Genomic DNA, 13131 nt, shown 5'->3' on the forward strand with positions numbered 1-13131 from the left:
GTACGCGGCACGATGTGCACGCGCCGTGGATCATGACATGGTGTAATGAGGGGCGGGAATCACACCCGTGTGATTCCCGCGAAGGCGGGTGCACCGATCGCGAGGCGAGGAGTCACATGGATGCTGCTCAGATGCTGACCGCGCAGGAGATCGCCCGGCAGTGTGAACACATGGCGCGTATCGCCGAGCAGCGCCGGAATGAGCCCGGACCGGCGTCCGACCGGAGCCTCCGGCTCGTGGACCCGATCACCGAACCGATCGAGCGGATCGGCGAGCCGGCACCGGAGGCGCCACAACCGCCCGAGCCCACCGCCGAGGGACGAGGGCGCACCCGGGACCTGAGTGCGCAGGAGCGGGGCATCCTGGCCTTCGAGCGGCAGTGGTGGAAGCGATCCGGTGCCAAGGAAAGGGCCATTCGCGAACTGTTCGACATGTCCGTGTCCCGCTACTACGAGGTGCTCGACACGTTGGTGGACGCTCCCGAGGCACTTCGAGCGGATCCCATGCTGATCAAGCGCTTGCGCAGGGCCCGGGACGGCCGACCGGACCCCGGCCCCGCGCCGTCGCGCGGAGCCGAATCGCCCCACCGGCCGCTTTCGTCCCGGAGCTTCGCACAGGGGGGAACCGAGAACCGATGACTTCCGGGCAACCACCGGCCGGGCCGTCCGCGATGAAGCTCGGCGGTTTCGCACTGATCGGGCTCGGCGTTCTCGCCGCGGTGTTCGGTGTCGCCACTGTCGTATCCGGTGGAACGAACAACACCGCGCAGCCGCCCTCACCTCCTCCGCTGCCCGCGTCCACCGCGACGAATCCGGCGGCCGGCTCGCCGACGACAGCGTCACGGGTGCGGACCTCCTCGCCCGAGTATCCGGCCGGGAAGCCGGTGACACCGCCGCCCGGCGATCCGGGTTCCGCGGCGCCGGGCACAGGCATGCCGGGCCGGACAGCACCGGGGCAGCCCACGCCGGGGCAGGTGGCTCCGGCTCCGGAGGTTCCGGGGCATGGTGGCTCGGGCAAGGGTTCCGTTTCGAAGGCCACGGTGCGTATTTACAACAACAGCATGATCCGCGGGCTGGCGCACCGGGCGGCCGAGGACTTCCGGCAAGCGGGCTACACGGTGGACGAGGTCGGCAATTACTCCGGAGGCCGGATCCCCACCACCACCATCTACTACCGGCCCGGTACGGCCGAGCAGCAGCAGGCCGAGGCCATCGGTGCGCGGTTCGACGCGCGCACCGAGCCGCGTTTCGACGGCATCGCCGATGCCGATCCCGGCATCATCGTCATCGTGACCAAGGACTACGACGGCGCGGGCAAGTGACCACACGTGCTCTCCGGCTCCTGCGGTTTTCGGAGTCCTGGGTTCCGGCGGGGCTCACCGTGCTCTCGGCAGCGGCTCGTCGGTTCACCGCTGCCGGTAGGTATCGAAGTCGCTGATCTGGGCGGGATCCAATGAGGGGCGGACGCTGGTTCGGGCCGTGTTCACGTGGGCGGCCGTGACCGCGGACGCGTCCAGGGATTCGCGCATGGCGGTCAGAGCCGCTTCGCGGACGAGTGCGGTGCAGTCGGCTGCCGAGTAGCCCTCCAGCGTTCCGGCGAGCTCATCCAGGTCCACATCGGGCGCCAGCGGGGTGTTCCGGCTCGCGGCCCGCAGGATTTCCCGGCGCGCCGCCGCATCCGGCGGCGGAACGGGCACCGCGCGTTCCAGCCTGCCCGGGCGCAGCAGGGCCGGATCCACCAGTTCGGGACGATTGGTGGCCCCGACCACGACGACATCGCGCATGGGTTCCACACCGTCGAGTTCGGTCAGCAGTGCCGCCACGACCCGATCACCCACCCCGGAGTCCGAGGACTGGCCCCTCCTGGGGGCCAGCGCGTCGACTTCGTCGAGAAAGACCAGTGCGGGCGCCGCGTTGGCGGCTCGCAGGAACAGCTCCCGCACCGCGCGTTCGGATTCACCGACCCACTTGTCCATGAGTTCGGCCCCTTTGACCGACAGCACGTTGAGCCTGCCGCTACCTGCCAGGGCGCGGACGAGGAAGGTCTTGCCGCAGCCGGGTGGGCCGTGGAGCAGTATCCCGCGCGGCGGTTCGACCCCGAGACGCGTGAAGGCGTCCGGGTATTGCAGCGGCCACAGCACGGTTTCGGTGAGCGATTGTTTGACCTCGGCCATGTCTCCGACTTCGTCGAGGGTGAGCCCACCGGTCTGCAAGGTGTCCGATGCGGACATGGAGATGGGGCGTACCGAGCTCAACGCCTCCAGGCAGTCCTGGTGGCGTACGCGCGGCTCGCTGCCGGTGTCGCCGGTATCGCTCTGGTGGCGCAGTGCGGCCCGCACGGCCGCTTCACGGCACAAGGCAACCAGGTCGGCGGCGACGAACCCCGGGGTGCGTTCGGCGAGATCACCGAGTTCGACGTCCGGGTCCAGTGGCGCGTCGCGCAGCAGCACCCGGAGAAGGTCGGTACGGGTCCGCGTGTCGGGCGGGGTGACGGTCAGTTCCCGCTCCACGAGCCCGGGCTCGCGCAGGCGCGGGTCGAGGGCCTGTGGCCTGGCACTGGTGACGACGAGTGCCAGGCCGGCGGTGGTGATCGCCGCACGCAAGGAGTCCAGTACGACGGTCGCCAGCGGCGGCGGGTCGGTGGCCGGGAGCAGGCTGTCGATGTCGGTGAGCAGCAGGACACAACAGCGGCCGCTGTCGGCGGTGGTCGTCGCGCGCGAGATCGCGTCCTGCACGCGCCGTGCGGCGGCCGCGGCTTCCAGGGCGCTCACGCTGGGGGCCGCGATCTCGACGAGTTCGGCGCCGACAGCTCCGGCGACCGAGCGGACCACGGTGGCCTTGCCGACCCCGGAGGGGCCGCTGAGCAGTACACCCAGGTGCGGTTTCGCGCCGAGCCGTTCCAGAAGTTCGGGCTGATCGAACGACAACCGCAACCACTCGGTGAGCCGGTCCGCCGTCTCCCGCGAGCCGACGAGGTCGGACATCGCCACCGGGGAGGACGGGTGCGGAGCCGGCTGCTCGGCGGGAGCGGGCGGCGGTTGTGGCGCGCTTGTCGACTCGGCCGCGGGCCCGGATCCGGCCTGGTCACGCCAGGCAACCACGGTGGAAGGGTGGACCGCGACAGCTCCGGCGGGATCGCTGGCGGCGATGGTGACCAGTTCGTTGGTCCAGGTCATGCCGATGGCGGTGGAGAGCTTGCTGCGGACCTGCCCCGCGTTGGCCGTCGTCGAGGGGGCGAGGTCCTGTGGCAGCAGCGAAACCGTGTCACCGGTGTGCAGGACCTTGCCGGTCAGCGCAAGACGCACGGTCTCGGGGGCCACTGCGGCAGTGGCCAGTCGCGAGCCCGCCACGGTGACACTGCGGGCTGCGGTGACCTGCGCCGGGGAGGTCACGACCTCGGCGCCTTCGGCGAGCCCGAGGTTGGTCAGTGTGATGTCGTCGACCAGGATGACACCGGTCGGGCCGCCGACCTTGGCGGCAGCGGCGAGCGCCACGGTGACTCGGCTGCCGGTGAGCTGCACGGCATCCCAGGAACGCAGACCGAGGGCATCCAGCACTTCGGGATGGAGTCGCACGACGCCGCGCCGGGTGTCCGAGGCCGAGGTCGACAGGCGAGCGGTCAGGGTGATCGAAGAGGACGCCACCCACTTCACCTTAACGGCGGCTGCGGCGTAACCCGATCCTGCGCCAGCTTCTCCTGCTCGTCCCGTCCGGGTGACCGTTGCGGCGGGGTAGCCGCACTCGACGGGCTGCGCCGGCCACGCTGCGGCGCAGCGGCGGTCGCAGCCCGAGGCGGCGCTGAGTGCGCCGCCGGATCGCGCGCCGTTCCCGTGGCGGGGCCTCCCAGGCCTCGGGGTGGTTGGCCAGCCAGGTGTGGCGATAGACGGCGTACGGGATGTGCACCAGGTACAGCGTCAACGCGACCGCGAGGAACACCAGCGGGTACACGATGATCCCGGCGGCGAGCAGCCCGACCAGCACCAGCAGCGGAGCCACCGTGCTGGCGGGCACCTTGACGGTTTTCAGGGACAGGGTCGGTACCCGGCTGACGGCCAGCGCCGCTATGGCCATGATCCAGACCATGACCACCGGCTGGGCCGACCACCAGCCGTCGTGGCCGATGCGGGCGGTCACCACCAGCGGCAGCAACGCGAGCAACCCGGCCGCGGGGGCCGGTACGCCGACGAAGAACTCCTTGGTGAAGATGGGCTGTTCGGTGTCGTCGAGCAGGGTGTTGAACCGCGCGAGGCGCAGGATCATGCACACCGCGAAGACCAGCGAGACGACCCAGCCGATCCGGTTGCCCTGCAGTTGCCACACGTAGAGGGTCAGCGCCGGTGCCACGCCGAAGGACATCGCGTCGGACAGCGAATCCAGTTCCGCGCCCATCTTCGTGGTGGCGTCGAGCAGCCGGGCTATCCGACCGTCCAGCCCGTCGAGGACCGCCGCGACGCCGACAGCGGCGATCGCGCCCTGGATCTGGTTGCTGAGAGCGAACTGCACTGCCGACAGGCCCGCGCACATGGCCAGCACCGTGATCGCGTTGGGCAGGAAGCGGACACCGGGATTGTTGCGGACAGCGCTCATGCGTTGTCGCCCTCGTTGCGCTCGCCGGCGGGTGCGGACACCGCGGGGAGCTCGGCGAGGACGGTTTCACCGCCGATGGTGCGCTGGCCCGGCTCGACCCGTATCCGAGCGGAGTCGGGAACGTAGAGGTCGACGCGCGAACCGAAGCGGATCAGGCCGTAGGTGTGGCCTGCCTGGACCGCATCGCCCTCGCGGACCGAGCTTTGGATGCGGCGGGCGACCAGGCCGGCGATCTGGACCACGACGAGCTCGTGGCCATCGGCGTCGCGCAGCAACATCGAGTTGCGCTCGTTGTCCTCACTGGCCTTGTCCAGGTCGGCGGAGAGGAACTTGCCGGGCCGGTAGGAAACCCCGGTCACGCGTCCGGTGACGGGGATGCGTTGCACGTGCACGTCGAAGACGGTCAGGAACACGCTGATGCGGATCATCGGCGTGTCACTCGCACCCAGTTCGGGAGGAGGAGCGGCGTGCTCGACGTGCGAAACGGTGCCGTCGGCCGGGGCGACCGCGATGCCCGGTGCGCTCGGAGTGGTGCGTCGTGGTTCGCGGAAGAACCAGGCACACCAAGCGGTGGCGATCGCGCCGAGCACGCCTGCGGGGCGCCACAGTCTGCGCAGCAGCAGCGTCGCGGCGGCGGAGCCGAGCACGAACGGGCGCCCGGCCGGGTGCATCGGCGGTACAGTGCTGCGCACGAGCTCGACCAGATGCGCCGCCGGGTTGGTCTTGTGGTCTGTCTCGGTGGTCATCGAGGTGATTCGCCTCTGCGTCGGAGGTCACGATGTGGCGGCCGGCGTTGTGCGGTCGTCACCGCTACAGCATCGCGGACACGCTCGCGGATTCCCCCCAGGGGGTGGTCGACCATCGAGCTTGCTTCGAAAATCCTGCGCTGGGCCACCGACCGGTATCCATCACCGCAGCAGGCCACCGGCTTTGCCACCGAATGATTCCGGGGCGACACCGACACCCCCGAAGTGCCGGTATCGCCCCGGAACCGCGACCGCCAGGTACCTCCCCGTTGGCCCTGACGGCCTCCCCCGGCTGGGTCCGTGCGCCCCCCGACGGCACACGCACCCGGTGTGTCCACCCCGTTCCCGTCGACAAGCGAGAGGGAAACAGGGGGACAACGCAGAGATGTTTCACATCCACTGGTTGTTACACATTTCCCAGTGTAGTGGAGCTCACAGGGAACTTCGTAGCCGCTAATGGAGGACATTGGGAACGAATTTAGCTACATACGGTGATAATGTGGGTCGATCATACTCACTCGTCCCGGGTTTGTTGGTCTTCCACCCTCATCCGGGCGCCCATCACCCTGTCGAGCCCCCCGTACGGCGCTCCGCGCGCGCCGGAATCGGGGGTGCTGTGCACCTCCAGCAACGCCAGATCGTCATCGCCCGGCACCGTGCCCGCCGGGTCGATTTTCGACACGGCGTAGTCGTCCAAGTAGAGCTCCAGGCTCAACATCCATCCCGCCCCCCGCTGCGACAACCGGGCCGTGGCGATATCGCGGCTGTCCACCCACTGGGCGTCCGCACGCTCGCGAAGCTCGGCGATGGGTGTGCTCTCCAGTTTCTCGAGCTGCCGATTCTCCTTGCGCCGCACCAGGGTCAGCGCCCCGGCGAGCAAGGAGGAGACGAGACCGGAGGCGCTCGGCACGAACAGCAGTCCCCGATCGGTCACCAGAAGGTCGTGCAGACGTGACGAATACCGCACGGGACTGACGATCCCCGCCAGCACCGCATCCGGTTCCTCGGCGGCCGGCCGGGAGTGGTCCAGTGGCACTCCCAGGTGAACCAGGTGGCGATGGAGTCCGGGGATCAGGCGTGGATCGACGACCGCCGGTCGGACCAGCCGGTCCGGATCCAGCAGCTGACCGTGGGCCAGCCGCACCTGGCAGGGCCCGCCCCAGTCGAGCTCGTGATGGGCATGACCCGCGCACACGAGCGCGTCGACGACGGCCGCTCCGAGCAGCTCGGTGATGGTGTCGATCACCGCCTGATCCACCTCGTCCGGATTCAGGCCGGGGTCGAGCACGGGGTTGATCAGATCGGCGCCCTGCCCCTGATGCAGGCACGCCAGGACACCCGCCACGGTCGTGTCGGAGGACACGCCGCTGTGCAGCACCGAGGCGCTGAGTCTCGCGGCCTGGTGAGCGGCTTCCGCCGCCCCGGCCATCCGCCCCAGCTCCGGCCACGGCACCCGGGTGCCCAGCCCGTCGACCATGAGCCGGTCCTCCAGCGCCGGGATGGTGCGGCGCGGCTCGCGCACCAGCGCCATCGCCGGCCGGTCGTCCGGCTCGTCATCACGGTCGGCGAGGCGCTTGAGTGCCTGGATGCGCTGTCCGACCGTGAGTCCGGAGGTGCGCTCGTGGTCGCCGTGGGCGTTCTCGTCGGAGATCGCCTGCTTGGCCCGCTCGGCGAGCTCCTTGCTGCGGTCCGGGTGTTCCAGGAAGGCCCGGAAGCCGAGCAGCAGGTCGGGAGTGCGCGCCACGGCCACGGCCATGCTGAGGTATTCGCGAGAATAGTCACGCCAGCCGAGCTCGATCCCGGTGACCTTGCGTAGTGCGGTGGTGGTGACGCGCTTGCCCTCCAGCTGTGCGGCCACGGTGTCCCCGGAGGATTCCAGATCGCGCATGATGGGTGCCGTGACGGCGGTGTAGAGCCGAACGTAGCCGGTGAACAGCCACTTGGTGGGTCCGCCGATCATCCCGGCCGCGGTGCGCTCGACACCGGTCGTGGTGCGATGGACCGCCGCTTTGAGCTTGCTGCCTGCGCCGGTGCGCCCGAGCTCGTGAGCCAGCAGCGCGCGCAGCTCGCTCACGCTCAGGCCCGCGATCAGGGGGAGTCCGATCTCGAGGTAGCGCTTGCGGGGGTGCAGGCCGAGCAGCACCGTGTCCTCGCGCACGTTCACACCGGGCTCGGAGACGATCCTGATCTGGTCGGGCTCTGCGACGCCCGCCGTGTCGGCGATGCGCTCGACCGTGCTCCACAGTTGCGGCTGAGTGGATCTGCCGACCGAGGTGCCGCGCGGGCGCGTGGGGATGCGCAGCACTGTACGCATCCCCAGGCCGATCAGGCCGGCGACCACGGCCGTGGCCAGTCCGGCACGCAGGCCGTTGTCCGGCTCGTAGCGATAGGCGAGTGCCGCGATGCCGAACAGGCCGACCACGAGTGCGGAGGGCAGGGCGAAGAAGCCGATGTGCAGCGCCAGCGCCAGGGCGGCGCGCCAGGGGCCACGCAATGTGAGGAACTCCCGATTGAAGGTCGTCCGCGATCGCCGGTCAGACTAGCTAGCCCATTCGGGTGAAGACCAGGGTGTTCACGGAGCGATACGAGTCGTGGGTCTTGCCTGTGTCACCGCTGTCACGATAGGCGGGGGACGCCTGCCCGGATTCACTCGAGGAGCCACACGCCCACGTTCGAGCCGGAGGGAAGTTCGGTGGCGTCCTCGGGCACTTCGAGCAGGCAGTTCGCCGACGCCATCGACGACAGCAGGTGTGAGCCCGGACCGCCTTCCGGGGTCACCGTCCCCGATGACGGATCGAACCGCGCCCTGCGGTACTGGCGCTTGCCCGCGGAGGAGCCGAGCTGTTCGGTGAGCACCGCCTGCCGGAACGGTCTCCGCGTGGTGTGATGTCCCGCGGCGCGGCGCAGCGCCGGGCGCACGAACACCTCGAACGACACCATCGCGCTGACCGGATTGCCCGGCAGGGTCACCACCGGTGTCCCGGCGCCGTTGCCGGTGAAGTACCTGCCCGCGCCCTGCGGCATTCCCGGCTGCATGGCGACCTTGGTGAATGCGACACCGCTTCCCGCCAGCGCGTCCTTGACGACTTCATAGGCTCCCGCGCTGACTCCACCGGACGTGATGATCAGATCCGTCGAGTCCAGGTGGGGTGCGAGTGCTTCGTGGAAGGCCGTGACATCGTCCGGGACGAATCGGAGCAACCGGGCACTGCCACCGGCCTGGCGCACTGCCGCGGCGAGCATGATGCCGTTGGACTCGTAGATCTGTCCCGGACGCAGGGGCAGGCCGGGCTCGACGAGCTCCGAGCCGGTGGACAGCACCAGTACCTGCGGTGGCCGGTGCACGGACAGTTGTGCAGTCCCCACGGCGGAGGCGACGCCGAGGTGCGCGGCTGTCAGCGTGGTCCCCGCTGTGAGCACGGTGTCGCCCGCGGCGACGTCCTCACCCGCCCGGCGCAGATGCGCACCCACTCGTACGGGTGTGGACACGCGGACCCGTTCCGTGCCGCTGTCGGTGTGTTCGACGGGAACCGTCGCGTCGGCACCGGGGGGCACCTGGGAGCCGGTCATGATGCGGTGCGCGGTTCCGGGCTCCAGGGCAGGCAGCTCGACCCGACCCGCCGGGATGTCGGCCGTGACCGGCAGTGTCACCGGATGCTGCTCGTCGACCTCGGCGAGGTCGGCCGAGCGGACCGCGTACCCGTCCATCGCGGAGTTGTCGAACGGTGGTAGCGGGATCGGTGCCGTGACGTCCTCGGCGAGCGCGAGTCCGAGGCACTCGTCGAGCGCCCGGGAGTCGACGGGGGTCGGTGTCAGCAGCGCCGAAACTCTCTGCTCGTGCTCGGTGACCGGGACCAGCCGTGGGGAGGGGGTAGCGTTCGTCACGGACCGATGATCCGTCATGGAGTGCTGTGCTGTCTGCACCGGCCTCGGTGATACGTCGGGTCGTACCGTGGCGGCTTCGTGCGGCTCGTGTGTCGCACAACCCACCGTGGTGCCGGAGCGCCCCCGAAATGCTGGGAACATTACTCCGAGTGTTGGTGAAAAATACCCGTTCGGATCAGCGCCGAGAGCCAATTTTCCCTGCTGAGAACGCGACGAACCTCTCCGTCTCGGGTAGCGTGTGGCTTGCTCCATCGGCGCTGGAAGCGTCGTGCATCACATTGTCACGAGGAGGACGCCGTGGCGGTCGGCACGGTCAAATGGTTCAACTCCGAGAAGGGGTACGGGTTCATCGCCACCGACGGTGGGTCCGATGTCTTCGTTCACTACTCCGCGATCAACATGTCCGGGTTTCGGACCCTCGACGAGGGCGATCGAGTCGAATACGAGGTGAAGGCGGGACGTGATGGTCGCAGCCAAGCCGACGGCGTCCGCAAGCTCTGACACGGAGAATCACTGACGGCTCGAGCCTGGTACCACAGGAGGACGGCCCGGTCACGGTGACCGGGCCGTCCTCCTGTGTCGGGCCGCCGGCCGGGTATCCGCTTTCCTGGTGGTCCCGCCGTGGGAACCGGTGCCCGCACGCGCACGGAGACCGCTAGGCTGCCCGGCGTGTCGGAAGACCTCACCGGGCGCCGCCTCGGCCACTACGAGATCGACGAAGTGCTCGGCCGTGGCGGGATGAGCACCCTGTACCGTGCCACCGACGTCCGGCTGGGGCGCACGGTCGCGCTCAAGGTCATGGGTGAGCACGTCACCGGTGATGCCGAGCTCCGCGAGCGATTCGTCGACGAAGCTCGCAACACCTCCGCCATCGACCACGCCAACATCGTGCCGCTGTACGACTTCGGCGAGGTCGACGGGAGGCTCTACATCGCGATGCGCCTGGTCGACGGTTTCGACCTGGCGAGCCTGATCTCCGAGGGGCCTCTTCCGCCGCAGCGGGTGCTGGAGCTGCTCGGTCAGGTCGGTGAAGCGCTGGACGTGCTGCACGAGCGAGGTCTGGTGCACCTGGATCTGAAGCCGGCCAACGTTCTGGTGACCGCACGTGAGTCCTCGTACGAGCACGTCTATCTCGCCGACTTCGGGCTGACTCGGCGCGGGGCGGTCGGACATCGCACGAGCAATGGTGACTTCCTGGGCACCCCGACCTATGCGAGTCCGGAGCATCTGCGGGGACGACCCGTCGACGGGCGCACCGACCTGTACGCGCTGGCCTGCATGCTCTTCGCCTGCCTGACCGGCAGACCACCCTTCCTCGGCCAGGTGCAGGACGTGATTCGCGGCCATCTTCATTCCGAGCCGCCTCCGGCCACCGCCCACGTGGCACTGCCCGTGGGGATCGACGGGGTGTTGCGTCGCGGGATGGCCAAAGACCCCGAGCAGCGTTACGCGAACTGCAGGGAACTGATCGCGGCGGCGCGGGAGGCATGCGCACCGGTGGGCCGGCCACCGGCCCCGCAGGGTTTCCGGCCCGGCCCGGAAACCCCTGCCGGCCGCGCCGCGGGGAGTGTGCCGGCTCCGGCGGTTCCACCGCTGTCACCGCCTCCGGTCGGGCCGTCCCCGGTCGGGGGTGTCTCCCGATCATTCCCGGAGGCACCGCCTCGGCCGTTCCAGCAGGCACCGGGGATGCCGCCGCCGGGTACGCCCCTGCAGGCCGGGGTTTCCCCGCGGCCCGTGGCGCTCGCGGGCAACGCGGGGAGCACGGCGCGCTGGCTGGTGCCGTTGCTGGCTTCCGTGGCGGCGATCGTGATCGTGGTGCTGTTCATCAGCATGGCGGCCTCGGTCGGTTCCGGTGGCTCGCGTCCCGAATCCCCGTTCGGTCCTTCCGGGGACTCCTCGTTCGAGAACGGGCCGTACAACGGTGGGGATCTGCCGCCGTCGGTGCCCACGTACGGGGTCTGATGTCTCACTCGTGCGAGCGACGGGGCGGGAAAGCCATCGGCTTGCACTCAGGATGAGAGAGTGCTAAACACGGAACTGGCACTCAGTAGGGTTGAGTGCCAGGTCGGGACGGTGAGGCCGAATCCGGAGTGTCACCCGACGATACGCCGGAGAGGTCGTCCGTCGCGGGCACCGCGCCTGGCCGAGCATCGAGTCCTGCCGTGGGGGTGGATGTACCTCCGCGGCGTCCAGACAGGTGGAGGACCACACCGCAATGGCCAAGATGATCGCGTTCGACGAGGACGCCCGCCGCGGTCTTGAGCGCGGCATGAACACCCTCGCCGACGCCGTCAAGGTGACGCTCGGCCCGAAGGGCCGCAACGTCGTGCTCGAGAAGAAGTGGGGCGCGCCGACCATCACCAACGACGGCGTCTCCATCGCCAAGGAGATCGAGCTCGAGGACCCCTGGGAGAAGATCGGGGCCGAGCTCGTCAAGGAGGTCGCCAAGAAGACCGACGACGTCGCGGGTGACGGCACCACGACCGCCACCGTGCTGGCCCAGGCGCTGGTGCGCGAGGGCCTGCGCAACGTCGCCGCCGGCGCCAGCCCGACCGCTCTCAAGCGGGGCATCGAGAAGGCCACCGAGGCGGTCTCCGAGCAGCTGCTCAAGAACGCCAAGGAAATCGAGACCAAGGACCAGATCGGCGCCACGGCCGCGATTTCCGCCGGAGACGCCCAGATCGGTGAGCTCATCGCCGAGTCGATGGACAAGGTCGGCAAGGAAGGCGTCATCACCGTCGAGGAGAGCAACACCTTCGGGCTCGAGCTCGAGCTCACCGAGGGTATGCGCTTCGACAAGGGCTACATCTCGCCGTACTTCGTCACCGACCAGGAGCGGATGGAGGCGTCGCTGGACGACCCCTACATCCTGCTGCTGAGCTCGAAGATCTCCAACATCAAGGACCTCCTCCCGCTGCTGGAGAAGGTCATGCAGTCCAACAAGCCGCTGCTGATCATCTGCGAGGACGTCGAGGGCGAGGCCCTGGCGACCCTGGTGGTCAACAAGATGCGGGGCACCTTCAAGTCGGTCGCGGTCAAGGCTCCCGGCTTCGGTGACCGCCGCAAGGCGATGCTGCAGGACATGGCCATCCTCACCGGTGGTCAGGTCATCAGCGAGGAGGTCGGCCTCAAGCTGGACAACGCCGAGCTCGACATGCTCGGCCGCGCCCGCAAGGTCGTCGTGACCAAGGACGAGACCACCATCGTCGAGGGTGTCGGTGACGACGAGCAGATTTCCGGCCGGGTCAACGAGATCCGCGCCGAGATCGAGCGCTCGGACTCCGACTACGACCGCGAGAAGCTGCAGGAGCGGCTGGCCAAGCTGGCCGGTGGCGTGGCCGTCATCAAGGCCGGTGCGGCGACCGAGGTCGAGCTCAAGGAGCGCAAGCACCGCATCGAGGACGCGGTCCGCAACGCCAAGGCCGCCGTCGAGGAGGGTGTCCTCGCGGGTGGCGGTGTGGCGCTGCTGCAGGCCGCCGTGGCCGCGTTCGACGGCCTCAAGCTGGAGGGCGACGAGGCCACCGGTGCCAACAGCGTCCGGCTCGCCGTCGAGGGTCCGCTGAAGCAGATCGCCGTCAACTCCGGCCTCGAGGGCGGCGTCGTCGCCGAGAAGGTGAAGGGCCTGGCTTCCGGGCACGGCTTCAACGCAGCCACCGGCGAGTACGAGGACCTGGTGCAGGCCGGCATCATCGACCCGGCCAAGGTCACCCGGTCGGCGCTGCAGAACGCCGCCTCCATCGCCGGACTGTTCCTGACCACGGAGGCCGTGGTCGCCGACAAGCCGGAGAAGAACGGTGGCGGCGAGGCCGCTGCCGACCCGACCGGCGGCATGGGTGGTATGGGAGGCATGGGCGGCATGATGTGAGCCCTGCTCACCGAAGCTGCCTGTGCGTGCCCGGCCACCGCGCCGCGGC

General features: G+C 69.3%; 10 protein-coding genes. 5 read left to right on the plus strand and 5 right to left on the minus strand.

Annotation, left to right across the window (positions count from 1 at the left end; all coding sequences use genetic code 11):
- Positions 1 to 116: 116 nt before the first annotated feature.
- Complete coding sequence (locus tag DFQ14_RS11010) at positions 117 to 638, plus strand: DUF3263 domain-containing protein (RefSeq protein ID WP_114453154.1); 522 nt, start codon at positions 117 to 119, stop codon at positions 636 to 638.
- The gene (locus DFQ14_RS11015; RefSeq protein ID WP_114453155.1) at positions 635 to 1321 is read left to right on the plus strand and encodes a LytR C-terminal domain-containing protein; all 687 of its coding nucleotides are present in this window, start codon (positions 635 to 637) and stop codon (positions 1319 to 1321) included. Before DFQ14_RS11010 ends, DFQ14_RS11015 begins: the two co-directional genes overlap by 4 nt.
- A gap of 84 nt (positions 1322 to 1405) precedes the next feature.
- Here the strand turns inward: DFQ14_RS11015 and DFQ14_RS11020 are convergent, their stop codons facing one another.
- The 5 genes from DFQ14_RS11020 to moeA all read right to left on the minus strand — a co-directional run bounded on the left by DFQ14_RS11020 (position 1406) and on the right by moeA (position 9235).
- Positions 1406 to 3643, minus strand: a complete 2238-nt coding sequence (locus DFQ14_RS11020; protein WP_170206389.1) for an AAA family ATPase — start codon at positions 3641 to 3643, stop codon at positions 1406 to 1408.
- A 10-nt stretch (positions 3644 to 3653) separates the two neighbouring features.
- Positions 3654 to 4586: a CDP-diacylglycerol--serine O-phosphatidyltransferase gene (gene pssA / locus DFQ14_RS11025; RefSeq protein WP_114453156.1), complete on the minus strand. Its 933-nt coding sequence runs from the start codon at positions 4584 to 4586 to the stop codon at positions 3654 to 3656.
- A complete protein-coding gene (locus DFQ14_RS11030) occupies positions 4583 to 5332 on the minus strand; it encodes a phosphatidylserine decarboxylase (RefSeq protein WP_114453157.1) in 750 nt (249 codons plus the stop codon). Before DFQ14_RS11030 ends, pssA begins: the two co-directional genes overlap by 4 nt.
- A 514-nt stretch (positions 5333 to 5846) precedes the next feature.
- On the minus strand, positions 5847 to 7826 hold the full coding sequence (locus DFQ14_RS11035) for a M48 family metallopeptidase (RefSeq protein WP_114453158.1): 1980 nt from the start codon (positions 7824 to 7826) through the stop codon (positions 5847 to 5849).
- Between the two features lie 152 nt (positions 7827 to 7978).
- Positions 7979 to 9235, minus strand: coding sequence for a molybdopterin molybdotransferase MoeA (gene moeA, locus DFQ14_RS11040; RefSeq protein ID WP_179951543.1), 1257 nt, complete (start codon positions 9233 to 9235; stop codon positions 7979 to 7981).
- A gap of 279 nt (positions 9236 to 9514) precedes the next feature.
- On the opposite strand from moeA, the gene DFQ14_RS11045 reads away from it, so the two are divergent.
- The 3 genes from DFQ14_RS11045 (at position 9515) to groL (ending at position 13082) form a co-directional block, all read left to right on the plus strand.
- Positions 9515 to 9718 (plus strand): cold-shock protein, encoded by a 204-nt coding sequence (locus DFQ14_RS11045; RefSeq protein WP_114453159.1) that lies wholly within the window; start codon positions 9515 to 9517, stop codon positions 9716 to 9718.
- A gap of 168 nt (positions 9719 to 9886) precedes the next feature.
- Positions 9887 to 11179, plus strand: a complete 1293-nt coding sequence (locus DFQ14_RS11050) for a serine/threonine-protein kinase (RefSeq protein WP_114453160.1) — start codon at positions 9887 to 9889, stop codon at positions 11177 to 11179.
- Between the two features lie 253 nt (positions 11180 to 11432).
- Positions 11433 to 13082, plus strand: coding sequence for a chaperonin GroEL (gene groL, locus DFQ14_RS11055; protein WP_114453161.1), 1650 nt, complete (start codon positions 11433 to 11435; stop codon positions 13080 to 13082).
- The last annotated feature ends 49 nt before the right edge of the window (positions 13083 to 13131 follow it).

The organism is Halopolyspora algeriensis (assembly GCF_003337235.1).
Classification (GTDB): domain Bacteria; phylum Actinomycetota; class Actinomycetes; order Mycobacteriales; family Pseudonocardiaceae; genus Haloactinomyces; species Haloactinomyces algeriensis.

Excerpts from the sequence above, each read along its gene's own strand:
- pssA (WP_114453156.1), bottom strand. The coding sequence starts at position 4,586 with ATGAGCGCTGTCCGCAACAATCCCGGTGTCCGCTTCCTGCCCAACGCG.
- moeA (WP_179951543.1), bottom strand. The coding sequence starts at position 9,235 with ATGACGGATCATCGGTCCGTGACGAACGCTACCCCCTCCCCACGGCTG.
- DFQ14_RS11015 (WP_114453155.1), top strand. The coding sequence starts at position 635 with ATGACTTCCGGGCAACCACCGGCCGGGCCGTCCGCGATGAAGCTCGGC.
- groL (WP_114453161.1), top strand. The coding sequence starts at position 11,433 with ATGGCCAAGATGATCGCGTTCGACGAGGACGCCCGCCGCGGTCTTGAG.
- DFQ14_RS11030 (WP_114453157.1), bottom strand. The coding sequence starts at position 5,332 with ATGACCACCGAGACAGACCACAAGACCAACCCGGCGGCGCATCTGGTC.
- DFQ14_RS11010 (WP_114453154.1), top strand. The coding sequence starts at position 117 with ATGGATGCTGCTCAGATGCTGACCGCGCAGGAGATCGCCCGGCAGTGT.